Source organism: Cycloclasticus sp. P1 (genome assembly GCF_000299965.1).
GTDB classification, from domain to species: domain Bacteria; phylum Pseudomonadota; class Gammaproteobacteria; order Methylococcales; family Cycloclasticaceae; genus Cycloclasticus; species Cycloclasticus pugetii.
The window spans coordinates 1,044,700-1,069,072 of sequence record NC_018697.1 but is presented as its reverse complement, the minus strand read 5'-3'; the positions used below and the strand labels follow the sequence as shown (position 1 = coordinate 1,069,072).

General features: G+C 41.1%; 18 protein-coding genes. 7 read left to right on the top strand and 11 right to left on the bottom strand.

Features of this window, described 5'->3' with window-relative positions; genetic code table 11:
- Genes Q91_RS05095 through Q91_RS05085 form a run of 3 tightly spaced genes read right to left on the bottom strand, consistent with a single transcriptional unit; the run spans position 1 to position 8,204 of the window.
- Complete coding sequence (locus Q91_RS05095) at positions 1-2,142, bottom strand: FAD-dependent oxidoreductase (protein WP_015005815.1); 2,142 nt, start codon at positions 2,140-2,142, stop codon at positions 1-3.
- Complete coding sequence (locus tag Q91_RS05090; protein ID WP_015005814.1) at positions 2,135-5,515, bottom strand: exodeoxyribonuclease V subunit beta; 3,381 nt, start codon at positions 5,513-5,515, stop codon at positions 2,135-2,137. Before Q91_RS05090 ends, Q91_RS05095 begins: the two co-directional genes overlap by 8 nt.
- A complete protein-coding gene (locus Q91_RS05085) occupies positions 5,508-8,204 on the bottom strand; it encodes a PD-(D/E)XK nuclease family protein (protein ID WP_015005813.1) in 2,697 nt (898 codons plus the stop codon). The genes Q91_RS05090 and Q91_RS05085 overlap by 8 nt, the downstream gene beginning before the upstream one ends.
- 458 nt (positions 8,205-8,662) lie before the next feature.
- On the opposite strand from Q91_RS05085, the gene Q91_RS05080 reads away from it, so the two are divergent.
- The 4 genes from Q91_RS05080 to Q91_RS05065 all read left to right on the top strand — a co-directional run bounded on the left by Q91_RS05080 (position 8,663) and on the right by Q91_RS05065 (position 11,599).
- Positions 8,663-10,081, top strand: coding sequence for a diguanylate cyclase (locus Q91_RS05080; protein ID WP_015005812.1), 1,419 nt, complete (start codon positions 8,663-8,665; stop codon positions 10,079-10,081).
- Positions 10,082-10,136: 55 nt separating this feature from the next.
- Complete coding sequence (locus tag Q91_RS05075) at positions 10,137-10,490, top strand: membrane protein (protein ID WP_015005811.1); 354 nt, start codon at positions 10,137-10,139, stop codon at positions 10,488-10,490.
- A 168-nt stretch (positions 10,491-10,658) separates the two neighbouring features.
- Positions 10,659-10,904 carry a GlsB/YeaQ/YmgE family stress response membrane protein gene (locus Q91_RS05070; RefSeq protein ID WP_015005810.1) on the top strand — a complete coding sequence of 82 codons (246 nt, stop codon included), beginning with the start codon at positions 10,659-10,661 and terminating at the stop codon, positions 10,902-10,904.
- Between the two features lie 80 nt (positions 10,905-10,984).
- Positions 10,985-11,599, top strand: coding sequence for a cation transporter (locus Q91_RS05065; RefSeq protein ID WP_015005809.1), 615 nt, complete (start codon positions 10,985-10,987; stop codon positions 11,597-11,599).
- A 175-nt stretch (positions 11,600-11,774) separates the two neighbouring features.
- Here the strand turns inward: Q91_RS05065 and Q91_RS05060 are convergent, their stop codons facing one another.
- Together Q91_RS05060 and Q91_RS11740 are read right to left on the bottom strand one after the other, a co-directional pair.
- Positions 11,775-12,986 (bottom strand): NAD(P)/FAD-dependent oxidoreductase, encoded by a 1,212-nt coding sequence (locus tag Q91_RS05060; RefSeq protein WP_238538373.1) that lies wholly within the window; start codon positions 12,984-12,986, stop codon positions 11,775-11,777.
- A complete protein-coding gene (locus Q91_RS11740) occupies positions 12,914-13,264 on the bottom strand; it encodes an NAD(P)-binding protein (RefSeq protein ID WP_238538363.1) in 351 nt (116 codons plus the stop codon). Before Q91_RS11740 ends, Q91_RS05060 begins: the two co-directional genes overlap by 73 nt.
- A gap of 184 nt (positions 13,265-13,448) precedes the next feature.
- Here Q91_RS11740 and Q91_RS05055 point away from each other — a divergent pair, with 184 nt between their 5' ends.
- Both Q91_RS05055 and Q91_RS05050 read left to right on the top strand, forming a co-directional pair.
- A complete protein-coding gene (locus tag Q91_RS05055; RefSeq protein ID WP_015005807.1) occupies positions 13,449-14,345 on the top strand; it encodes an alpha/beta hydrolase in 897 nt (298 codons plus the stop codon).
- 284 nt (positions 14,346-14,629) lie between these two features.
- Positions 14,630-15,958, top strand: coding sequence for an LLM class flavin-dependent oxidoreductase (locus Q91_RS05050; protein ID WP_015005806.1), 1,329 nt, complete (start codon positions 14,630-14,632; stop codon positions 15,956-15,958).
- Between the two features lie 294 nt (positions 15,959-16,252).
- On the opposite strand, the gene Q91_RS05045 is transcribed toward Q91_RS05050, so the two are convergent.
- Genes Q91_RS05045 through Q91_RS05020 form a run of 6 tightly spaced genes read right to left on the bottom strand, consistent with a single transcriptional unit; the run spans position 16,253 to position 23,024 of the window.
- Positions 16,253-17,947, bottom strand: coding sequence for a BatD family protein (locus tag Q91_RS05045; protein WP_238538362.1), 1,695 nt, complete (start codon positions 17,945-17,947; stop codon positions 16,253-16,255).
- Positions 17,948-17,960: 13 nt separating this feature from the next.
- Positions 17,961-19,706, bottom strand: a complete 1,746-nt coding sequence (locus Q91_RS05040; protein WP_015005804.1) for a VWA domain-containing protein — start codon at positions 19,704-19,706, stop codon at positions 17,961-17,963.
- Positions 19,703-20,689 carry a VWA domain-containing protein gene (locus tag Q91_RS05035; RefSeq protein WP_015005803.1) on the bottom strand — a complete coding sequence of 329 codons (987 nt, stop codon included), beginning with the start codon at positions 20,687-20,689 and terminating at the stop codon, positions 19,703-19,705. The genes Q91_RS05040 and Q91_RS05035 overlap by 4 nt, the downstream gene beginning before the upstream one ends.
- The gene (locus tag Q91_RS05030; protein ID WP_015005802.1) at positions 20,686-21,150 is read right to left on the bottom strand and encodes a DUF4381 domain-containing protein; all 465 of its coding nucleotides are present in this window, start codon (positions 21,148-21,150) and stop codon (positions 20,686-20,688) included. Before Q91_RS05030 ends, Q91_RS05035 begins: the two co-directional genes overlap by 4 nt.
- Complete coding sequence (locus tag Q91_RS05025; RefSeq protein WP_015005801.1) at positions 21,150-22,040, bottom strand: DUF58 domain-containing protein; 891 nt, start codon at positions 22,038-22,040, stop codon at positions 21,150-21,152. Before Q91_RS05025 ends, Q91_RS05030 begins: the two co-directional genes overlap by 1 nt.
- Positions 22,041-23,024, bottom strand: coding sequence for a MoxR family ATPase (locus tag Q91_RS05020; RefSeq protein ID WP_015005800.1), 984 nt, complete (start codon positions 23,022-23,024; stop codon positions 22,041-22,043). It lies immediately after the preceding gene.
- Positions 23,025-23,186: 162 nt separating this feature from the next.
- Between Q91_RS05020 and Q91_RS05015 the strand changes: the two genes are divergently transcribed.
- Positions 23,187-24,368 (top strand): NAD(P)/FAD-dependent oxidoreductase, encoded by a 1,182-nt coding sequence (locus Q91_RS05015; RefSeq protein WP_015005799.1) that lies wholly within the window; start codon positions 23,187-23,189, stop codon positions 24,366-24,368.
- Positions 24,369-24,373 lie beyond the last annotated feature (5 nt).

Here is a 24,373-nt window from a genome sequence, read left to right as displayed (position 1 = left end):
TTAACTCCGCCTAGCTAAATGGTAGCGTTTTAAAATTTTTAGCAATTTTGTAGGCTGATGGTTCTTTTTCCAGACCCCCGCTGTATATTTACTTGCTTCAGCCCATGTTGGGTACACATGAATCGTTGCTAATATTTTATTTAAGCCCAACCCATGCTTCATGGCTAAAACAAACTCAGGCAGTATTTCACCAGCATGTTCTCCAACAATGGTAACGCCTAAAATATGATCTTTTCCTGCTGCAGTCAGCACTTTAACAAACCCTTCTGTTTTACCCTCTACAATGGCTCTATCAAGTTCATTAAACTCAAATTTTGTTGTCTCTATTTGCAAGCCCGCCGCTTTTGCTGATTGCTCGTTATAACCCACACTGGCTATTTCTGGCTCTGTAAAGGTCACCCTTGGGATCACCCTTCGGTCTGCTTTAAAACGCCAAAAATCACCAAATAAACTATTCACAACGCTATACCAAGCAAAATGTGCAGCGGTATGGGTAAATTGGTAAGGCCCAGCGACATCTCCACAAGCGTATATGGTGGGCACATGGGTTCTCATGTATTTATCGACCTTTATCGTACCCGATTGTGTTAATTGAACCCCAAGCTCTTGCAAACCTAAACCAGCAACATTGGCCTCTCGTCCAACAGCAAAGAGTACCGCATCAAAAATAAGTTTTAACGGCTTACCTTGTGCCGATTTAAGCGTGGCGACACATTGATTATTGTCCATTGCGAAGGAATCAACCGAATATTGTAGTTTTAATTCAACACCATCGTGTTCCAAATGAGTCATTAACACACCGACTGACTCTTCATCCTCAGACGGCATAATGCGATCGGCGTTATCAATAAGGGTTACCTTGCTGCCTAATCTACTAAAACTCTGACCCAATTCACAACCAATAGGCCCAGCCCCAACAACAAGAAGGTGTTTCGGTTGTTCACGCAATGACCATATTGTGTCCGATGTGTAATAAGGAACTTGATCAACCCCTTCAATCGTTGGTATCCGTGGTTTAGCACCGGTCGCAACAATAATATGTCGGCTGCTAATGATTCGATCGCCAACGGCTATTTCCCAAGGTGATAACACACGCGCTTCAGCTTGCATACACTCAACACCCAATTGAGTGTAACGTTCTACAGAATCATGCGGTTCAATTTGCTTGATAACCGACGATACACGCTCCATAACCTCAGCAAAATCAAATTCTGCCGAAGCACTGTTTATACCATAGTGCTTACTTCTGCTTAATTCTGCTAAAAAACGGCTAGACTTAATCAGTGATTTTGAGGGCACACAACCACTATAGAGGCAATCGCCCCCCATTTTATTTTTTTCAATTAACAAGACTTTAGCGTTTACTGCTGCTGCAAGATAAGCGCTTACTAACCCCGCAGAACCACCACCGATTACAACTAAGTTATAATCAAAAACCTTAGGTTTTTTATAGGACGTTAAAATTTTATAACGTCGAATAATAGTCGGCACGGTTTTGGCGAATAAGGGAAATAGCCCCAGTAACGCAAATGAAATAGCGACTGCTGGCGATAAAACATCTGACACCTGTTCAACCTTAGTTAATTGCGTACCTGCATTAACAAACAATATTGTGGCTGGCAACATACCTAATTGACTAACCCAAAAATAGGTCCTTAATTTAATAGGTGTCAGCCCCATTAACAGGTTAACAAGCCAAAATGGAAACAGCACAATTAAACGTAATGTAAAAAGGTAAAAAGCCCCTTCTTTTTTGATCCCGGCATTTACATCGGTAAGTTTATCGGAAAATTTTAGCTGCACTGTCTCCTTCAAAATATAACGAGACAATAAAAAAGCTAAACTCGCCCCTATTGTTGATGCAAATGAAACTAATATAACGCCCCAAAACAAACCAAAAATTGCACCCGCCGCCAAGGTCAGAATACTAGCTCCCGGTATAGAAATAGCCGTTGAAATAATATAAAAAACAAAAAACCAAGCGGAAGTTTGCCAGGGGTTTGCAATGTAATAAGCGGCTAATTCATCGTTTTTTTCTTTTAAAACAGTTAAATCGATATATTGATCAAAACCTAACCAATAAAAACCTACAAACAACAACGCTACAAGGCCTATTAAGCAAACTTTTCGCGATTTAAACATCCATATATTCCCAGCTTCGCCACCCAGCAAATTCTGGATAATAAAGCCCTAACATAATAGGTCGCGACTCCTTTTTGCTCATCAATTGGGCATAACGTTCAAGTTGAGCCTTATATCGTGTCACTTCAGTGTCCAAAAACTGCTCCTTATCATCGTCATCATGGCGGCTTGTTTTAAAATCAATAATCCAACGTTTACCCTCATCAACAAAGGTTCTGTCTAATCGGTAATGAATGATCGCTTCATCCACTACTCCTGACAGCGATAATTCAAACTGACTATCTTCATGCTGATTATTAAGAACCCATTGACCACGCGAATCTTTCACACAAACATCAAGAACGTGTAAAACACGCTGAGTAGCTTCATCAAGGTGCCGAGGTAAGACGCCAAGCTCTACAAGTTGCTGTTGAACCTTTACTCGCATCATTCCATCATCAACTTTTAAACAGCCTTGCTCACCCATTATTTGCATCCATTGATGACAAACAGTCCCGACCGATGCGGCTAAATCTGAGGCCCAATCATATTCAATGATATTTGTTTGTAGCCGTATCCTATTATCTAAACCATGCTGATAATCCAGCATTGAATAATCTTTTTTATCAATATCGTATATATTTATTTTCTTTAAATAACAATTTGTTAGAGCCTTATTATCATCTAGTTTGTTATCTGAAAATTTAATAACAACCTCATCTTTAATTGTCGGCCAAAGCAAACCAAGTAAGGTATTACTCGCAGGCGTTTTAGCCTCTTGTGTTTTTTCGTTAAGCGTTAAGCAAAAACTTAAATGTAATTGTTTTTTAGCACGGGTCGCCGCCACATATAACAATCGCTGACTTTCATGAATGGCCTTTTCCTGCTCTACCCTATTTAAATAATTAACAATGGCATCATCCTCGTTCGCCCCCACTTCCTTAAGGGGTGCAATCATTAACTCACTACCTCCCGCTATCTCCGAAGGGCGTTCTAGCCAAGACAACAAACGTGACTCATCTCGCCCTGAGCGTCTATCTAAGCCCGGCAAAATTACATGATCAAACTCCAAACCTTTAGCTTTATGTATCGTCATTATCTGTAATGTATCAGGCGCTTGTGTGTTTGGAGCTGCGTACAGTTTATCAATCTGCTCTTCAAGCTCTGTGATATCAACACTGCCTTTATCAAGCTCTAACATTTGCAAACACTCAAAAAACCGTTCGCAATCGGCTAAATCAGCAGCAGACGATAAACCCTCAGGGCCTAACAACTCAGACCATAAACCACGTATTGAGTCGGTCACACTCATCTGTTCTCGATACGAGAGTGCAACCTTAAAATGTGATACCACATGGGCAATACTCCTTTGCCCGTCTTGCGATAATTTCTGTATCCGTTCACTGTGTTGTATTAACTGCCAGACCGTTTCATTCGTTTCGCCTTCTAGTAACAAATGCATATCTACCAAACTTAGAACACACCATGGCGCACGTAATACGGATAACCACGCCAACCGATCTGCCGGGTGTAAATAGGCTCGTGTCAGGGACATTAAATCAATCACTGTTTGTCGTGTATTAAGTGGGTCAATATCACTGGCTTGATAAGCTACAGATGCCTCATTTAACGCGATAACCAACTCACTTAAGCTCTTACGCCCTCGAACCAACACACCGATTGACTCGTTAGGCGATGTTTGTTGAATCTGCTGAATTAAGGCTAATAAGCCTTTACCCTCTTGGACTCTGCTTTCATACGGGTAATATTGAACGCCATTAGTTGCAGCTTGTGCTGTTTTAAATGCTATTGAAGCTTTATAAGAAATAGCACCACTGAATATATTATCACTTGGCGGCATAATCCTGCTAAACGCCTCATTTACCCAGTTAATAACCCCTTCTTGCGAGCGAAAATTAACCGCAATATTAACCGGTTTAATATTCTTAACTTCACCCAAACCATCTTGCTGAGTTTTTAAAAACAAGCCAACCTCAGCCTGACGAAACCGATAAATAGATTGCATCGGGTCACCCACCAAAAATAATGTTCGCCCATCGCCTTCTTGCCAACCTGCCACTAAATCTTTTAATAACATAAATTGAGTTTCAGACGTGTCTTGAAACTCATCAACAAGCATGTGTTGCAGTTGGTAATCTAGCTTTAAACCAACATCGGTCATTCCGCTCGCATCATGAATCGCTCGACTGGCACTTAATGACACTTCACAAAAATCAACACAACCCATCTGTTGAAACACCAATCGTAAATGAGCAACGGCTTGCGGCAAGATCAATAATAAAGCTTGAATAATTTGCCACTGTTGATCGCTATATCCTGGACTTGGCAGGTAACGCAACCAAGCCATCGCTTCGGTTAATTCATCATTTTCTTGTAAGGCCAACAACAACGCTTTGTAGTCATTCTTTTTATCTGTGTACAGAGCCTTTTGATCTTTATTACTGGCTTGACTGACGGGTGGAAAACCCATTTTTGCATCTGCTTGTTTACGCCAAGTTCCCGCACCGGTGAGCAAAAAGTCCCTCAAGATTAACCAATCATTTAATGAATCAGCCGAGGTGTCCAACTCATCAAGGTGTTCAGCCAAGTAACACACAGGTGACGCTTTATCACTTAAATTAGTTGCCGCAAACTGTAGTAAATCTTTTAGAACATCTGCTTGCTGTTGACTCAGATGCCGCACAATATCAGCCAGTGTTGACTCGACCGTTTGCGTTAAAACGTTTTCTAATGCTTCACGTTTAGCTGCATCAGAGTCACTCATTAAGACGTGGCGTAGCCATTGGTCTCTTGAAGCTAACATCGATGAAATTAAATCTTCAGCTCGTGACAAATGGTTATCCACATGAGTTAACAGTAACCTTATCGCTTCGCCAACACGGTCATTACTGTCAAGTTCTTTTAAACAGTTGCTAGCTGCTTGAGTGTATAGAGAACTGGCATCTTGTTGAATGTTGGGCAAAGAACCAAACTGTGCAGTAATTGGCATTTGCTTCACTAAGTGCGCACACAATGAATCAATGGTTTGCACTCGTAAACGGTTTGGGTTTTGTAACAGATGCCATTGTAAGGCTTCATCACGCTCGAGCACTTTTGCAGCAACTAACCATGTTTGTGCTTCAAACTCATTCTCAGGACAAGGCTTGGTCGCTAGCTTAATCGACTCTATGATACGCAGGTGCATTTCAGCCGCTGCTTTTTTCGTGAAGGTAATCGCTAAAATTTCTTCAGGGTTATTAACAATACTTAGTAAATGCAAAAACCTTAGCGTTAATAAACTGGTTTTTCCCGAACCGGCAGGCGCTTGAACGATAAACGATTGACTAACATCCAGCACCTCTTGTCGTTGAGCAATATCATGCGGTTTACTCATCTTCAGCAGCCCTTTGCGTTATTTGTTCATTAATACGGCATAGACTAGTCAAATCACAATATTGGCAAGCCTTGGCCGTTGGGCTCACACGTGCATTAGCTGTAACAAACTCATCGGACAAACCACCCAACACTGTACGCCAATGATCCATTTGATTATTCCATTGATCATAGTCTGCTTTTACTTTTTTATCCGCTAAGTTTTTTAATGTAGAAAAGTGATCGTCACTATCCGTTAAACCTTGATACTGAGTTTGGCCTTTTTTAAGTTGCGCAAAGCTGATGCTACCTACATTACCTTCACTAAATACACTATACAGTGGTAATTGTGGCTCTTCAGGCCGCAGACCAAACCAACTATTAATACTGCAATCACCTGTTTTATAATCAATAATCGCTAATGAACCATCTGGTAGCTTATCCACACGATCAATAATGGTGTTAAGTTGTAATTCTCCAACGCTTAACAACTGCTTTAATTCCGTTGCAATAACCTCAAACGGCTCTCGTTGGCGATCTATGTTCAGCCATGCCATTAATAATTGCGTGATTCTTTCGGTTTCTAGCTGACCCAGTGCTTTCTTTAAAATAGCGGTCCGTTTACTTTCAGTTTGAACGACAGCCGTCACAATCGCTTTGACCAGCTCATATTGTTCATCAACTGATAAATCACATAAGGCTTTATGCGTTTTAATCTTCGTCCATAGCTCTTCTAAACTTCGATGTACAAGACTACCGCGTAAGCGTGCATCTATTCCTGGCTCAGGCTCTTGTAAAGCGTTCGTTTGCAAACGAAAATGCACATAAGCTTTAAATGGACACGCGGCTTGATCTTTCAATATGCTGACACCACCGCGCACTGTTTCGCTTTTTTCTAGCAATGGCCCGGAAACATCTTCAATCCATTTAAAATTCTTATTACCTACTCGGTGTTCAATTGGATTCACGGGTAGTTGTTGTAATAACTGCTTCTTTGTTATCACAGGGTAACCTTCTATCAGTGAGCTCTTTGCTTGTAGTGTTTCATCCTTAACATGAGAAAAACTAAACACCACTGTTTTTGCTGAGCGAGCCCAGTTTTTTGTGATTATTTTCGCATGTTGATATTGGTGTTCAGCAGATGATTGAACCAAACCTTTATTGCGCTGTTCGGCAAGCGGTAAAAAAGGGCTAGGGTTTGGCGATTGTGGCCATGTTTTATCATCTAAACCACACACCCATAACGCATCAAACGTATGTCCTGATGCCTCCATTAAACCCATTATTTGAATCGCTGCTGTTGGGGTTTCAGGTTGAAAAACACGTTCAAGTAGTATTTTTCGTAATGCATTTAGTGCCGTTTCAAAGGTGATTACACTATACACCTCATCCAAGGTTGAAAAACTTTTCAACACATCGTCCCACACTTGGAATACTTGGTATTCTGTGGAGCTTAATACTCGATCGCCTTGCACCCCCATGGTGGCTAAAAAAGACCTAAACAGCTGTACCCAGTCTGACGGCAGCACACGGTTTGGTTTTGCCTCTAGCAGCTCTATTACCTGATTTAAACACTTAAGCAGTAACGGGCATAAAGACTCATCGTCTTTAGGTGCCTGAAGACTATTGCGTAACTGCTTGACCGAGCAGGACAAGATGCCTTTTTTACGTAGAACAACTTCCAATCGTGCGCGCTGACCCCATTCCTTTTGCCCCGCCGTAATAAAAGAAGAACGAAGCAATAGACACAGTTCACTAAAAGTTATTGGTTGGCTACAAAATTGTAACAACCGAAGGCTTTGTTGAATGGGAGAATAGCTTAATAGAGACTGGCCCAACGACACGTTATATGGTTTTTCAAAAGGTACATCTACTGGGTAAACAACACTGGGATAAAAAACCGTTTTAAAGGCTGACTCAATCGATTCTCGCATGACTTCCAAATCTGGCACGACTATACCGATCTTATTGTCAGGGTTTTCATCCAAACGTTCTCTTGCCCATTGCGCCATTAGCTTCACTTCTTCTTTACGATCAATCGCTTTAAGCACATGCGTCTGGTTTGTAGCGGCCTCTGCAGAAAACTCGCTAAGTTGATGCCCTTTCTCTATTAACAATGCATGCAATGACTGTTGTGTCGGCGTATAAATTTCAAACCCTGAAAAAATAATCTGATTTGGCAATAGCAAACAATCTTGATCTACCAATTCACTAACCGTCTTTATTAACTGCGCACGATCTATCCAAGCTGATTTATTTAATTCATCTTTATACGCATCATGCCATTGGTTAAACGAGGCCATATCAACACCGGTAGAAATATCATTCACTGCGTTTTCAGCGATCATCCATTGCAGGCTAAGTTGTCTGGCTTTACTGGCTGCTTTGGCCGTTGCTGGTACGTTTAATAACTCAGCACCCAAGGTCTGTCGTATAACACGTTCCCAAATAACTAGCGCTTGTTCCTGTGTTAATAGAGTTTTATTCACTAACGAAGCCGATGCCTCATTGCTTTGCAGATCAAACCGTCGTTGCCAGCACTGTAATAACCAAACATCAAACGACATAATCATAGGCGAAGCCCAGACAGCCGCACCTTCATCCACTAGCGCTTGTTCAACCCAACTTGTTAAGTGTCGTGATAAACGCTGATTCACGGTAATCACGACTGCGCCTTGTTTTATTGCTTTAAAAAAATCTGAAAAATTCATTTAACTAGCGTATCAAAATCCATCTATTAAATCAGAACAACAGCCTCATTATGAGGCTACTTAATGAGTCCATTATCATTGAATTCTAATTCTCCCTTAATACGCCTAAAAACTGCCTTAAAAATGATCCATATTAAAAAAACCACAAGTATTTACATTTTCTATTTGCAACCGCCTTAATCCTTGTAGTAGTGTGGGTTCTCAGCAGTATTGTGCCCCTCAAGGAAGCCCTTGGTTGATCTCTTATTTGATGTTTTCCATGATTATTTATTGGCAAGTTTAGGTTGGGCTATTGGACTCTATATCAGGTTATTCTTATGGAAGTCTCAATAAACACCAAAACTTACAGTACACAACTGTTCAAAATAACTGACCTACAATACGCCACATCTCTTCGTTCTCTATTGTGGATCCACTATTTGCTAGCACTATCGCAATAGATTTTACTGAGGTAAATTATGAATGAACTTAAGTTAGACAATATGCAATCAATGATAGCTGCGGACGAAGTAAGTGCGATTTCATCAGCACTGCTTTCCGAAATATTCCATGGTTTTGAAGAAGCTATTTTAGTTGCCGATACCAATCGACGCCTAGTGTATATGAACTTGGCAGCAGAACGTTTATTTGGTTACTCGAAACAGCAGCTGTATGGAAAAGTGTCCCAAATACTTTATGCCGATGAAAATGATTTTTCAGAACAAGGTCGGCATCGCTCTAACCTAGCAAGCGAAAAGCCTACAGAAAACTATAGGATTTTATATCGCCGTTCGGACGGAGAAATTTTCCTTGGCGTAACAACAGGGACCATTATGCATTCTTCTGATGGAGCGGTCATTGGATTTTTAGGCCTTATCCGCCCTGCACGCTCAGCCGACCAATCTTTAGATGCCCTGCAAAAAATTCACAATGTAACCTCTGACCTTAGCTTAAGTTATGAGCAAAAAATAGAATCATTATTGACCATTGGCCTTAATCATTTTGGTCTGGAAACAGCCATAATGTCTCATATTGAAGGCAATGAGTATACGGTTGAAAACTGCGTCGATTTTAATGGTCAATTAAAGCCAAAAACACAATTTGACCTAGAGGGAACTTACTGTGTTCACACATTAAAAGAAAATAAAACTGTTGGCTTTCATTTTGTAGGTAAGAGTCAAATTCAAAACCACCCTTGCTACAAGAATTTCCAATTAGAATCGTACATCGGCACGCCATTAAAACTGGATGGCAAACTCTATGGAACCGTAAATTTCACCAGCTCCTCTCCTGTTGACCCTTTTTGTAAGGACGACTACATCTTGATGCAGTTACTCTCTGATACCTTCAGCTACCTGTTATACAAAAAAATATCAGAAGAAGAATTAGAAGCCTTAGCAATAATTGACGAGTTAACCAGCCTACCTAACCGACGTGCCACCTTTGAGCGTTTGCATCAACTCATCGATCAATCCAATAGGTTTTTCAAAAAACTCTGTGTACTGTCAATAGACCTTGATCATTTTAAAAGTATTAATGACAAATACGGACATGCCGCAGGCGATCAAGCATTGGTAGAATTTGCACAAATAGCCTCAGGTATAGGCCGAAAAACTGATTTTTGTGGACGAATCGGGGGAGAAGAATTTATCTTTGTGCTAATTGGTGCAAACATAGAACGTGCAGAGGAATTTGGTAACAAACTAAGACACACTTTAGCTTTACACCCCGTCAAGCTAAACAGCGAAGAGTTTATTACGATAACTATCAGTGCCGGCGTTGCCATGTTTGACAACAACGAGTCCATTGAAAGCCTCTTAGCTCGCGCTGACGAGGCTATGTACAACGCCAAACAACAAGGTCGAGATCGCGTAATGATTGCACCACCCTCACCTTAGTATAAGGGTAACTAAGTTGAACCTGTGAGCCACAAAACTAATATGGACAAAAGTTATGAATAAACCAATCGCACAACTAGGGCCAAGCACAGATCGAACCGCTAAAACTATCTACATTCTGTATCTGGTAGGGCTTGTTTTTGGTATCACTAGCATCATTGGCATCGTCATGGCCTACCTTAACCAAAACGACTCACCGGAATGGTTAAAAAGCCATTATCGGTTCCAGATTAGGACCTTTTGGATTGGTATTCTCTTTATCCTAGTCGGCACTCTACTAGCCTCCGTTCTAATCGGTTACTTAGTACTAATGTTTTCTGTGGTATGGCTGATTATTCGCTGCATAAAAGGCCTAAAATTACTAGAGCAACAACAAGAGTACCCAAACCCAACAACATGGTTGTTTTAAACTCGTTCAAATAAATATAATGAACTTGCTTATTTTAAAAACGACATGGCCTAAAGAATGTCTACCTACCAAATAAAGCCGGTGACGGATTGATATTTTCATTCGCCAACTAATATCCCGTATGCTAGGGTAAACTTATATAAACGTTATATATTAAGAGATAAAACAATGGACATTTTAATTTTTTTAGCCATTGGTGGCATTGCTGGTTGGTTGGCGGGCACACTGATGAAAGGTAACGGTTTTGGTTTATTAGGCAATATTGTCGTTGGTGTTATTGGCGCTGTCTTTGGTGGGTTTGTCTTTGGTTTGTTAGGTATTTCTGCGGGTGGTTTGATTGGTTCAATCATCACCGCAACTGTGGGCGCTGTATTACTGCTTTTTATTGTCGGCTCAATCAAAAAAAGAGCATAAATAATACCGGTGACTTTATGCCCACACTCAATGTTCATAATTCAATTCTACCCATGACATTCGCTCTTTAAGGTAACCATATGGGATCATGTTGCGACAATAGCTGCACACTAGATGCAAAAGAAGGTAGACAGCGTAGCACGCTAATTAAGGTGCTCTGGATAAATGCCATTATGTTCGTGGTAATAGTAGCTGCTGCCTTTTATGGTCAATCTACAGCGTTAATGTCTGACAGTTTAGATAACCTAGGCGACGCACTAACCTATGCTCTGAGTTTATTTGCAGTATCTAAAGGACCCGAACTAAAAGCCCGCATTGCACTTTTCAAAGGTGGGCTAATCTTTATTGCCGCGAGTGTTGTTATCGCCCAGATAATATATCGACTAGTAACGCCCACCCTGCCAGTTTACGAAGTAATGAGTATTTTTAGTATTGCCGGCCTACTGGCCAATGGCTTATGCCTTTTACTACTTTGGCAACATCGGCACGAGGATATAAATATGAGCTCTGTGTTTGAGTGCTCACGAAATGATATCGCATCTAACTTATCTGTTCTTTTAGCAGCCCTTGGCGTGTGGTTTTTTAATTCTGGGATTCCCGATATTATCATTGCCTCTTTCTTGGCCATTATTTTATTAAGATCGTCTGCACATGTTATAAAAGGTGCCTTGGCTGAATTATCAAACCCCACATAAAGGTTGTTTTAACTGGCCTATTTATACAAAAATAGCTAACCGTCCCTAAAGTCTAGCCCTCAAAAAAGAGCCTCATCTCAACGACTAAGGCTCAAAACAGTTTAACAAGTATTATTTAAGTATCGGCTAAAGGTTGTGAAACCTTATAGAACAGACAGCTGTCTCCACTTAATAGCTACGCTTTTTTCAAATGATAATTATTAAAGTCTGGTTGACTCATTTCTTTTGCATAACGTTGTGGTGACCACGGCCACAATAATGGCACACCGTTATCATCTAAATACCAACTTTGGCAACCTGTCGTCCAAATGGTGCCCGGGAGCGCTTCATGAACTGTTTTATAAAAATCATCAACAGCTTCTTGTTTAGGCTCAATATAATCAAAAACACCTTCCATATATTTTTGAATACATTTCATGATATAGCTGCTTTGCGTCTCGGCAATGGCAATTAATGAATAGTTCCCTATAGGGCTATTGGGGCCATTTAACATAAAAAAATTGGGGAAATTTGGAATAGTAATCGCACGAAAAGCACGCGGGCCGCTTTCCCATGCCTCGGATAATGTTGTGTTATTCGTGCCTTGCATGGTCATCGGGCGCATAAAAGCAAAACCATCAAACCCTGTCGCTTGTACGATAAGATCAAGCTCATGCAAGACGCCATCTTTAGTACGGATACCTTTTGCTTCAATTTTATCGATGCCTTCTGTCACTAAGTCAACGTTCGGTTTTTGAATGGCTGGATAAAAGCTGGTGGACATCACAAGGCGCTTACAGCCAGGTTCATAATTAGGCGTTAACTTAGCGCGCAACACAGGGTCTTTCACATGATTTAAATTCCATTCGCACAACTTATTGAGTATTGAACGATTCCAACCAGGCTTAACCGTTGCAACACCGACTGTTCTTTCTTGCATAAACTTATAAAGCCGGTAAAGAGACTTCCCAAGAACAGGAAACCGTTTAACCGAACGAATCCACAGTTTAGAATAAGCCTTATCAGGAATCGGGAAAATCCATTGCGGCGTACGTTGAAATAAAGTCAACTTTTTAGCAACCTTAGATAAAGGATCGATCATTTGGGTGCCTGTTGACCCCCCGCCAATCACACCAATCCTTTTACCTGATAACTCAACGTCATGATTCCAGCGTGCCGTATGAAAAACATCGCCTTCGAAGTCCTCAATACCTTCAAATTTAGGTTCGTTGATCTTATGTAACACCCCAGTTGCCGCCACAATAAAGTCAGCGGTATCTGTTTTTCCACTGGCCGTTTCAACATGCCATTGCCCATCTTTGTGCTGGGTATTGGTTATTTCTTCATTAAAGGTTGTGTAACTTGCCAATTGGTACTTTTCAAAAACTCGCTCAAAATAGGCTTGAATTTCTGAACCCGGGGGAAAACGCCGCGTCCAATGTGGGTTAGGCTCGAAGCTGTACGTATAAAAATAAGATGGTATATCACATGCAATTCCAGGATAGGTGTTTCACGCCAGGTGCCACCTATAGTGCTACGTTTTTCATAAATACTAAAATTTGTTAGCCCCGCCTTTAGTAAGTTAATGCCCATTAAGATACCCGACATACCGGCACCCATAATAATCACCCGTGGTTCCTTAACGCCTCCATCCTTTAACGCTTTAATTGTTTTTATCGTTGACATGCCTAGCCCTTAGTTATTGTTTTAATTCTTATATTACAAATTCTAACACTCATTATAAAAACTTTTTTAGCTAATGATATTAAATATTAGCAAAAAGTTATACGCTTACTAAAATGATGAAGAATATCTGATGAATACTACGTAGTGGTTTATGGTTTACTATCAATAAATAAAGGAGGCAATAATGGCAAGCATACGAAGTCAGTTATTAGCGAAGGTTTTGCGAATGACCATTAAAAGGAAATTCACAGCCAGTCGTAATTTGGTTCAAGAACGCGATAACATGGACAAGTTAGCAGTCATGAGCGTCAAACCGGAACGAGGGCGAGTGACTACCTTAGGGGGTGTTCCCGGCGAATGGCATGAAGCGCAATTAGGCAGTAAAGAAACGACTATTTTATATTTGCATGGTGGTGGCTACGTGGTTGGATCGCCTACCAGCCATAGAGGCTTGGCAGCCATGTTAGCTAATTTAGCTCAAGCAAGGGTATTTGTTTTAGATTACCGTTTAGCACCAGAAGCCCCCTTCCCAGCTGCACTGGACGATGCAGTGTCTGCATATAAAGCCTTGTTAGATGACGGCAAAGATCCGAAAAAAATTGTTATTGCAGGTGATTCAGCCGGTGGAGGGCTTACTATTTCACTGATGCTTGCCTTAAAAGAGCAGTCCATCCCATTACCGGCTACAGGTATCTGCCTGTCTCCTTGGGTCGACTTAAGCTTTTCTGGTGACTCGATGCAAACGAATACCAAGGCAGATGCAATTTTATGTAAGGAATCCTTAACATGGTTAGCTGATCAATACCTGGGTGATGTAGCCGCTAATGACCCACGAGTTTCACCTCTTTTTGCCGAGCTAAACGGACTCCCTCCCCTATTAATTCAAGTGGGCAGTGATGAGGTATTACTTGACGATGCCGTCCGTTTGAACAAATTTGCAAAAAAAGCAGGTGTCGATACAACGCTTGAAGTTTGGCATGGCCAAGTTCATGTCTGGCAGTTAATGTCCAGATTGATTCCAGAAGCGCGCCAAGCCATTCATTCGATAGGGACTTTTATCAAAACCCATATAGATGATTAAAGGGCTAATTATTAACGTAACGTCATTAACAAAACGACTCAAGCATGTGTCATTTAAACGAGCTACGAGTAATTAATGACAGACATTTATATAGTTTTTGTATGGACTATTCCCACTTTTATGGTTTATATATAGGGCAGTTCAAACGTTAGATTCAACGCATATAAAAAAATAATAACAATAGAAAATTTTCTCAGAACAGCAATAAAAGCTCGAAGTAGCTTAATTGGAAAGAACCTCCAAACCTAAAATAAAAACTTAATACTACAAAGAATGAGGCAACGATGAGTACAAAAAAACAGTTACACTTTGGGGCTTTTATGCGCCCAGCCAGCATCCATAGTTGCAGTTGGCGCTACCCTGATGCATTTTCAGATGCAAACTTTAACTTTAAACACCATATTCGTTTTGCACAAACCTTAGAGAAAGGGCTTTTTGATGCCATCTTTATGGCGGACCACGTTTCATTGTTAAACATGCCCGATGAGGCATTAAAACGAAGTGCAACTGTTGTATCCCTTGAACCCCTAACCCTACTGCCTGCGCTTGCTGCCGTTACAGAACATATAGGCCTAATTGCTACCGCATCCACAACCTACAACCAGCCTTACCATATTGCACGAAAATTCGCTTCACTAGACCACATCAGTGAAGGACGAGCTGGCTGGAATGTTGTGACCTCTTCTAACCCGTTAGAAGCCCTTAATTTTGGTTTACCAGAAGCAGTAGAACACGACGAGCGCTATAAACGCGGACGAGAGTGTTATGAGGTGGTAACCAAACTATGGGATAGCTGGGAAGATGACGCTATTCTTAGAAACACTGAAACGGGCATATTTGCAGACCTTGATAAATTGCACCCACCTAAACATAAAGGTGAGTTTTATGCTGTTGAAGGTGCTTTAAATGTAGCACGTCCGGTTCAGGGTTGGCCTCTTATAGTCCAAGCTGGTGCCTCTGAAGCAGGACGCCAGTTTGCCTCAGAAGTAGCAGAAATGGTCTTTTCAGCCGCTAGTACACTAAGTACCGCACAAGAATATTATGCCGATATAAAATCACGCGCTAAAGCCTACGGAAGAAACCCAGATCACCTTAAAGTTTTCCCTGGTTGCTTTGTTATTATTGGTGATACCTTAGAGGAAGCAAAAAATAAAAAACGTCAACTAGATAGCATGGTTGACCCTAGCACAGGCATGGGCTCTTTATCCATTTTGTTAGGATGTGATGCTAGCAAGTTTGATCTTGATGGCCCTCTTCCTGAAATACCCGAAACCAACGCAGTTAAATCTGGTCGTCAAAAACTTGTTGATATGGCAAAAGAAGACAATATGACTGTACGCGAATTAGCCCAATATGTTGGCGGCTCTTATGGCTGTTTAGAAATGTTAGGAACCGTCTCAATGATAGCGGACCAAATGGAAGAGTGGCTAAATTCTAATGCCTGTGATGGTTTTAATATCATGTTTCCTTACCTACCTCAGGGCATAGATGATTTTGTTGAAAAACTAGTCCCAGAACTACAAAGACGTGGCGTCTATCGAACCAGCTACGAAGGTAATACCTTACGTGAAAACCTTGGCTTACCAAGACCAAAAAATCAGTACTGTGATTGAATCTTTCATCCAACGTTAATACCTTGTTAAGCCGTTAAATTTAGACTGATGAGTCAACAATATAAAGGCCCCGTCTGGGGCCTTTTTTATAGCAGATAATTTAATTAGAGCCGCAGTCTGGTTAAGCTGCAAAAGTGGTTAAGTTGTAAGTAATTTAACTTTATACACGCTCATTTAAACTTAGCCTTGCCTTAATTCAGTCAACAAATTTTCTAAATTTTAACAATAAATAAATATAATATATTACATTACAAAAATCTTTTAACTATATGATAAATATTTAATTTATTAGACCTATAGTTTATGAAGCGGTTCTAAACCCTCGGCTTTTTTATCTCTTTTTTGCAAGCGCTGACTATGTTCATTAACCAAGCCTGCCAAATCCTCACCTTTCCATTCAATATCATTGTTTGAATACAGCGCCTGATTAAGCTGTTCAATTTCTGCTTGTAATTCTTTGCTGCAATACCGGCTTATTTGATCAAGTTCTTTGCTGTTAAATTGTACAAAGCCCCAAGTTATTAACGCCTTTTTTGACTCTTTAGGATCATTCGCTTTACAGGCTTGTTGCAGGTCTTTAATCGCTTTTTTCACTGAGCTATTTTCTTCGTCTATTGAAGAGCTTGAAGAACGTCTAAACCGTCCCTTTATAACCACCCACACAAGAGTAATTAACCAAGCTATTGCAAATATAATAGCTAACCATTTCCAATAATGCTCTGTGGTATTAACCGTTGCTGCCTGATCAAGCCTGTCTATCTCAGTAACTAATTTTTGATTAGGCTCTGTGGCTATAACCTGCGGTATTTCGACCGATTCAAGCGCAACGGCAGTAATGGTCATTTCTGGAATAACGGCTGTTTCAATACGCCCTGTTATTGTATTGAACCAAGGCACCTCTATAGCGGGTAATGTATAGTCCCCAGCCTTAGCAGGAATAATAGCTGCTTTTTGTTCTCTCAACGCTATAACGCCGTCTTCTTCGCTTTGGATTCTTAACAAGGGCTGATCTGGATACACTTTAAGCTGCGAAGACGCTGTATCAGTATTTAACTCTGGTAGTTGACTGGCCGTTACACCTCTCGCCAACATTGTTAACGTTCTAGTTAACGGCTCCCCTACTGTTACGCTTAACTCGTCGTTTGACCAAGTTTGTTGTAAATGAACACTTTTGGCAGCCAACCAATGCTCACCTGTAAAGCTTGCTGGCGCAGGTTGCACATCAACATTAACTGCTTTTGATTGAACCCGTTTAGTTTTTGTACGTTGAGTATTAAACAGACTGCCATTCCATGACCGACCGGCACCGGTAACCACTTGTGCTGTTAATACCGTGGGTGGAATTGTTAATGGCCCGCTTTGTTGAGGAAAAATGGCATATTTACGTTCGAAAACCGAATAATTAACCCCATTTAACTGCTTGTTATACTGCTTATCTTCACCTATTTTTTCAACGATGGCATTGTCGATTGTTGGTTCAGAAAGTGATGCTTTTGAAATTTGCACACGCTGGAATAAACGTACGGTATACAATAATTGAGACTGAACATAAGGCTGCTCTGGCGAAACCTCTACTTGTAAATATAGGTCATCATCAATGTCCACTTTATCGCTTGTGCTGTTTGCTAAAACCGTAATGCTCAGCGCTTTTGATACATCATCACCAAATGATATAGCCGGAATTTGTTGTGGACCGGTCTGTTTTGCCATGACATCTAAGGTCCAAGAAATAGACTTTGTTGATCGGCCATTAACCCAAGAAGATTGACTGCTTTTTTGTTGATTTAACACCTCAAACTTATCATCCAATGGGCTAAAGTCCGGATCATCATCAGGCGACTCCTCCATACTAAAAATTAACTTAAAAGATTCGTTAATACTGACTGGATTTCTATCAACAGAGACATTTATATCAAGCGCAATACTATGCGTGCTAACTAGAAAAACTGATATTAAAACAAAGTATTTCAACAGGTTATTTTTCATCATTGCTGCCTTTTTCTTAACGTTGTAGCTGTCGTTGACCATATTGATACTTAAATTTTCGTTTTAATAATGCCGCAGGGTCATCTTGAATACGTTTTAACCATTGCTCAGCCGCTTGTTGTTCTTCATTAGAAAGCTCTGCCGTTGCCGCTTGCTGCTGCTCACCCACCTCTTTACTGTCGTTCGGCCTGCTTTCCTCCTCGGTATTTTCTGCAGACGATTCCTGATTAGCTGACGTTGATGACTCAGCAGCCTGATCTTGCGCTGCCTCTTTAGACTCGTTGGACGAATCGTCCTTATTATCGGCTGGTTGTGTATTGGATAGCTGATCTGCTTGTTCGGCGTTTTTAGAGTTACCCTCTCCCTCTTGCTGTTTGTCTTGACCTTGATCACCTTTAGGCTGTGATTTGTTTTGAGCCTCTTCAATCAGTTTCAAATTATGTAGTGCATCTTCATTATCAGGGTTTAATTTTAACGATTGCTCATACGCCTGTTTTGCTTCATTTAATTGACCCGATTTTGCTAGGCTATTGCCTTTGTTATACAGACTCTCTGCTGTTTCAATTCCTTCAAGTTGCTCTACAGCTTGTTGGTACTCACCTGCTTTATATTGAGCCGCTGCTTTCCACTCTGGTGAGGTGAATTTTTCTGCTGCTTGCTGAAACTTTTTTTCTTCAAATAGCTGTTTTGCTTGCTGATTTTTATTCAACCAAAGCGCGTCCCATTCCACCGCATAACTGTTTTCGGCCAGTGGCATAATAATAAAAACCAACCCTATTAGTAGCCCTTTCCTAAAACCAAAGGCAGCCAATGGCAAGACCAACAATAGCAACCAAACGCCCCTATCATTCCATTGCTCAATCAGTCCATTATTATCATTAGCAAGTTCATCTAACACCGGCCGTTCTAGGCTAGATAACATTGCTTTAATATCACTATCATCAGCCGTCATTGTTCCGTAGTGCCCGCCTGAACGGCTCGCTAACGATGCAAGTTCTTTAGCGTTTAATTTGGCAATAATAATATTCCCTTGATTATCTTTTAAGAAACCACCACCAGCTTGTTTAACCGGGCCACCAGCAGCTGTTCCAACCCCCAAAATAGAGACAACATAATCGCCCAGCTCTTTTTCTAATGTTTTTGCCGGTTGCTTAATACCATCGGTTATAAGAAAAATATTACCCTGCTTTTGACCGGCTTGTTGTAAAAGATTAACGGCCAACGTTAAAGCCGCTTGTGTATCTTTACCTTGCCGTGGCATTAAACTGCTTTCTAAGGCATTCAGCTGGTTCTCAATCGTTGCCACATCGCTAGTTAATGGCGTAACGGTAAACGCATCTGCTGAATACACCACCAAGGCCGTCAGTCCGTCTTTTCTTTGTCTTAAAATATCTGCAATTTTATAGCGGGCACGCACTAAACGGCTGGGTTTTATATCAGTCGCATTCATGGTTTGCGAAAGGTCTAAGGCAATAACCAACGCCGCATCATTACGAAATGCAGGTGTTTCTAAGCGTTCCCATGTTGGGCCTGCCAGTGCAACAATTGATAATAAAACGGCCATTGATAAAGCCCCGACTACCCAATAACTTTTAGACGATTGTTTATCTTCTAAAATAAACGGCAATAAGGCTGCATCACACACATCGGCCCATTCACCTTTAGCCAGTGTGTTTTTAACCGATACAAACATTAAAGCCAGCGCCGGAATCAACGCCAATAAAAAATAAGGTCTTATAAAATGAAAGTCTGCCCAGTTCATATAAGCCTCAAACGAATCACAGTAATAATGCCCAATAACAATAAACTTAGCGCTAATGGCCAAGGGTATAGTTCACTCATGGGGCGATAAAATTGCTTATTTTTCTCAACAGGTTCTAGTTGATCTAACAGCTCATATATCTGCTCTAGCTCTTCTTTGCTGCGCGCACGAAAATATTGACCATTTGTTGCCTCTGCAATGGCCGTAAGGGTTTTTTCATCAAGATCACGTGATGGATTAACTTTACGGTTACCAAAAAAACTGCGTACCAACATTTCATCTGCACCAATCCCAATGGTATAAATTTTAAGTTGCTGGTCAGCTGCCAATTTTGCAGCTTGAAGGGGGGTAATTTCACCCGCTGTATTCGCTCCATCTGTTAGCAGAACTAGCACTCGACTGTTTGCTTGCTCATCCTTCAAATGTTTAACAGCTAAACCAATTGCATCCCCAATAGAGGTTGCCGGCTCATCATCAGTAATACCAATAAATGCTTCGTCTAATAACGTTGCAACTGTCTTACGGTCAAAGGTTAAAGGTGTTTGCAAATAGGCTGTAGTGCCAAACAATATTAACCCTAACCGATCGCCGATGCGTCGCTCAATAAAGTCTGTTGCCACATATTTGGTAGCTGTTAAGCGATCCACACGGGTGTTTTCAATAACAAAATCTTCCTCTTTCATACTGCCAGATACATCTACCGCCAGCATTAAGTCACGTCCACTCACTGCTTGTTCAATAGGCTCACCCAGCCATTGTGGTCGAGCAGACGCCAACACTAATAACACCCACGCGATAACAGCCAACCACAAAAGCCAAGGCTGTTTTGCTGAGCTATACCGTGCCTTAGCCTCACCAAAATCTTCTATAAAAGGGATTTTTAGGGCCGCTTGTGTATCTGCTGTATAAGCCGGCAAAAGCCAGCGGTATAGCAATGGCAACGGTAATAATAAAAATAATTGAGGCCACTCGATATGAATCATTGGTGTTGCCTCTTTAACCAACATTCACACAATTCAATTAAGTCATCTATTTCTATGTCTTCTGGCGCTGTTTGCCGATAAGGCGCTTCAGATAAATAACGTCCTATACCGGTACTAAATGGCGTACCGTCTACCGATTGATCTAGATACTCCAACCAGTCTTTACCCGTTAAACCTGCCGTCTTATTGCGCGGATTCACACTGATAGAAACACGACGCAGACACATAGATAATTGTTTAAGTGTATTTATTTCATCGTTGTTTTTGGATTGCTTTATATCAACCAATAAGGCTGATGCTGCTTTAATCGCCGTACGACGTGTTAATTTTTTATACAACCACCAAGCACAAACCAAAGCCACAACAACAACCAGTAAAACAAGCCACCAACCTAAAGCAGGTGGCCACCAGCTAACCTCAGCGGGTAAATGAATGTCTTTTAAGGGCAATGTTTCATTCATTAACTTAACACCTCATATGGATCATCAACGGTGCTACATTCAAGCAGTGAAATTCGCCATTTTTTACACAATGTTGTTAACTGTTGTTGCCTGTTTTTAAAATGTTGTTGATAGGCTAATACCCGCTGGTTATCGCCAGTATCCAGTACTGTTTCCTGTTTACCATTAGTAAAACGATAGCGCCCTCTGCTTGGCAAATGGCTTTCTAGCGGATCATAAATATGTACTAATTGAAGTTCGCAGTGTTTAGCTAATTTAGATAACTGCTTTTCAACATGATTATTTAAGCCACGAAAATCACTAACAATATATACCAAGCTACCAGGTCTGGCATGTTGCATTAAGCGGTTAAGAATTTGCTCTAACGAGAAAGACTCTGTTATCGATAATGTAGGTTTAACCAACGCATTTAAAAAATGTAAAACAGCTGAGCGGCCATTGGCTGGCTTTAACTCTTGGCAACCGTGCTGATTAAAAACCTGACCGCCTACTCTATCGCCATTTAACTGAGCAGCCCACGCTACTAAGGCAGCCACTTTAGACGCTTGTACCGATTTGAACACACCGCGTGTTGCAAAATTCATAGTGGGTCGTAAATCAACAGAAATAAAAATGGGTCGTTCACGTTCTTCACGAAATATTTTGCTGTGTGTTTTATTCGTACGAGCAGTCACTCGCCAGTCAATACTACGGATATCATCCCCTGCTTGATACAAACGCACTTCATCAAACTCCATTCCACGGCCTTTAAAACGTGACACATACCCGCCATTTTGGGCCGACTGTATACGATGCCGACGAGTTTTTAACAGCCCCGCCTTTTTCGCTAAATCGACCATGGGTTTTAACTGAACAGAAACCCGTTCGTTTTGTAAAACAGCCTGCTTCATTTAAGGCACAGCAACTCTATTAATTAATTCTTTAATAAACCTATCGGCTGTAATGCCCTCTGCTTCGGCTTCATAAGACATAATTAAACGATGTCGTAATACATCGTAGGCAATATTTTGAATATCTTCCGGGGTAACAAAATCACGTTGATTCAACCACGCTTTGGCTCTAGAACAACGGTCAAGCGCAATGCTCGCTCTTGGACTAGCCCCGTATTGAACCCAAGCAGCTAGATCATCACCATAAGCAGCCGGTTCACGTGTTGCTAATATCAATTGCAACAGATAATCTTCCAGTTCGTCACTCATATACACGTCTAATATTTCCTGACGTGCTGCAAATAACTGTTGCTGTGTTATCGGCTCGCTTGTTGCTTTTTTAGTATCACCGCCTTTTTCCTCGCGGCGGGCTAACTGTAAAATCTCTTTTTCATGTACTGCCTTAGGGTAATCTATTTTTACATGCAGTAAAAACCGGTCTAGTTGTGCCTCAGGCAAAGGATAAGTGCCTTCTTGTTCCAATGGGTTTTGCGTAGCCATTACCATAAATAAACTGGGTAACTGATAACTGGCACCACCAACAGTAATTTGTCGTTCTGCCATAGCTTCTAATAAAGCGGCTTGAACTTTTGCAGGCGCACGGTTTATTTCATCCGCTAATACTAGATTATGAAATAAAGGCCCTTTTTGAAACTCAAACGTACCCTGCTGTGGTCGATAAATATCCGTACCGGTTAAATCTGAGGGCAATAAATCTGGTGTAAACTGAACCCGGTGAAAGTCTGCCTCAATCCCTTTACTCAACACATTAATGGCACGCGTTTTAGCAAGCCCAGGAGCCCCTTCAACTAAAATATGGCCATCTGCTAACAAGGCAACTAACATTCTTTCTACTAATACGTCTTGGCCAATAATCTGCTTGCTGATCGTCTCTTTAAGTTGCTGAATAGCCGCTTTAGAATCGCGTAAACTACTTTCTACCATGGTTTATTTATCCTTTTTAATGCTGAGTTTTATACAATAGTGCGTTTACCGGACCCAATATTTATTTCTAATCCGTTATAAACATTGGGGGCAACCATCTCATGATTCAACCACCAACATTACAAATGTTCTCCATTCTAACTAAACCTTTCTATTCGCATCATGAATAAACCCGTCGATGTTCTTATTATTGGTGCTAGCGCTTCTGGTTTAATGTGTGCAATAGAAGCCGGCAAACGTGGCCGCAATGTGGTGGTATTAGACCATGCAAATAAGGCGGGTAAAAAAATACTCATGTCCGGTGGTGGGCGCTGTAACTTCACCAATATGGATATCAGTGCAGACAATTATATTTCCCATAACCCGCACTTTTGTAAATCAGCGCTTAGTCGATACACACAATGGGATTTTATTGCGCTGGTGTGCGACTACAACATCCCCTATCACGAACGTAGCCACGGGCAATTATTTTGCGATGATAGCGCTAAAGACATTCTCAATATGTTGCTATCAGAATGTGCTCATGCAGGGGTAGACATTCGCCTTAATTGCAGTATAGAAAACATTCACAAAGAAAATGACCACTATATCATCAACACATCTCTAGACGATTACAGTGCAGAATCGGTCGTGATTGCTAGCGGTGGCTTATCCATTCCTAAAATGGGCGCAACAGGCTTTGGGTATAACATAGCCAAACGTTTTGGGCATACTGTTCACCCAACGACTGCAGGGCTAGTACCGTTTACCCTACAACCGGACGATAAAGCTTGGCTAGCCGAGCTTTCTGGCATTGCCATAGAGTGCGTGGTGAGTAATGAGCGCAACAGCTTTAGAGAAAATATCCTACTAACCCATCGTGGTTTAAGCGGCCCAGCCATTTTACAAATATCATCGTACTGGCACGCTGGCGAAACGCTCAGCATTAATCTACTGCCCGATGTAGACATAGAAACACTTCTAAAAACAAAGCAACAAACACAAGCCAAAACACATTTAAAAACCATATTAGCTGAGCATTTACCCAAACGATTTATCGCCGCCTTACTTGATGAACAACTCCTAAACCAACCGCTGCAATCCATCTCGCACGATCGCTTTAAAACTATTAGCAAGCAACTACACCAATGGCAAATAAAACCCAACAGCACCGAAGGCTATAGAACCGCAGAGGTAACACTGGGTGGCGTTAATTGTGATGAGTTATCTTCAAAAACCATGGAATCAAATTACTCAACAGGGTTATATTTTGTGGGCGAAGTAGTCGATGTTACCGGCTGGCTGGGCGGTTATAACTTTCAGTGGGCTTGGTCTTCAGGTTGGTGTGCAGGGCAAGTGGTTTAAAACCA

Coding starts and splice junctions, on each gene's coding strand:
- Q91_RS05045 (WP_238538362.1), bottom strand. CDS start 17,947: ATGATGAAAAATAACCTGTTGAAATACTTTGTTTTAATATCAGTTTTT.
- Q91_RS05025 (WP_015005801.1), bottom strand. CDS start 22,040: ATGAAGCAGGCTGTTTTACAAAACGAACGGGTTTCTGTTCAGTTAAAA.
- Q91_RS11740 (WP_238538363.1), bottom strand. CDS start 13,264: ATGTCAACGATAAAAACAATTAAAGCGTTAAAGGATGGAGGCGTTAAG.
- Q91_RS05040 (WP_015005804.1), bottom strand. CDS start 19,706: ATGAACTGGGCAGACTTTCATTTTATAAGACCTTATTTTTTATTGGCG.
- Q91_RS05055 (WP_015005807.1), top strand. CDS start 13,449: ATGGCAAGCATACGAAGTCAGTTATTAGCGAAGGTTTTGCGAATGACC.
- Q91_RS05070 (WP_015005810.1), top strand. CDS start 10,659: ATGGACATTTTAATTTTTTTAGCCATTGGTGGCATTGCTGGTTGGTTG.
- Q91_RS05080 (WP_015005812.1), top strand. CDS start 8,663: ATGAATGAACTTAAGTTAGACAATATGCAATCAATGATAGCTGCGGAC.
- Q91_RS05015 (WP_015005799.1), top strand. CDS start 23,187: ATGAATAAACCCGTCGATGTTCTTATTATTGGTGCTAGCGCTTCTGGT.
- Q91_RS05065 (WP_015005809.1), top strand. CDS start 10,985: ATGGGATCATGTTGCGACAATAGCTGCACACTAGATGCAAAAGAAGGT.
- Q91_RS05030 (WP_015005802.1), bottom strand. CDS start 21,150: ATGAATGAAACATTGCCCTTAAAAGACATTCATTTACCCGCTGAGGTT.
- Q91_RS05095 (WP_015005815.1), bottom strand. CDS start 2,142: ATGTTTAAATCGCGAAAAGTTTGCTTAATAGGCCTTGTAGCGTTGTTG.
- Q91_RS05090 (WP_015005814.1), bottom strand. CDS start 5,515: ATGAGTAAACCGCATGATATTGCTCAACGACAAGAGGTGCTGGATGTT.
- Q91_RS05035 (WP_015005803.1), bottom strand. CDS start 20,689: ATGATTCATATCGAGTGGCCTCAATTATTTTTATTATTACCGTTGCCA.
- Q91_RS05050 (WP_015005806.1), top strand. CDS start 14,630: ATGAGTACAAAAAAACAGTTACACTTTGGGGCTTTTATGCGCCCAGCC.
- Q91_RS05075 (WP_015005811.1), top strand. CDS start 10,137: ATGAATAAACCAATCGCACAACTAGGGCCAAGCACAGATCGAACCGCT.
- Q91_RS05020 (WP_015005800.1), bottom strand. CDS start 23,024: ATGGTAGAAAGTAGTTTACGCGATTCTAAAGCGGCTATTCAGCAACTT.
- Q91_RS05085 (WP_015005813.1), bottom strand. CDS start 8,204: ATGAATTTTTCAGATTTTTTTAAAGCAATAAAACAAGGCGCAGTCGTG.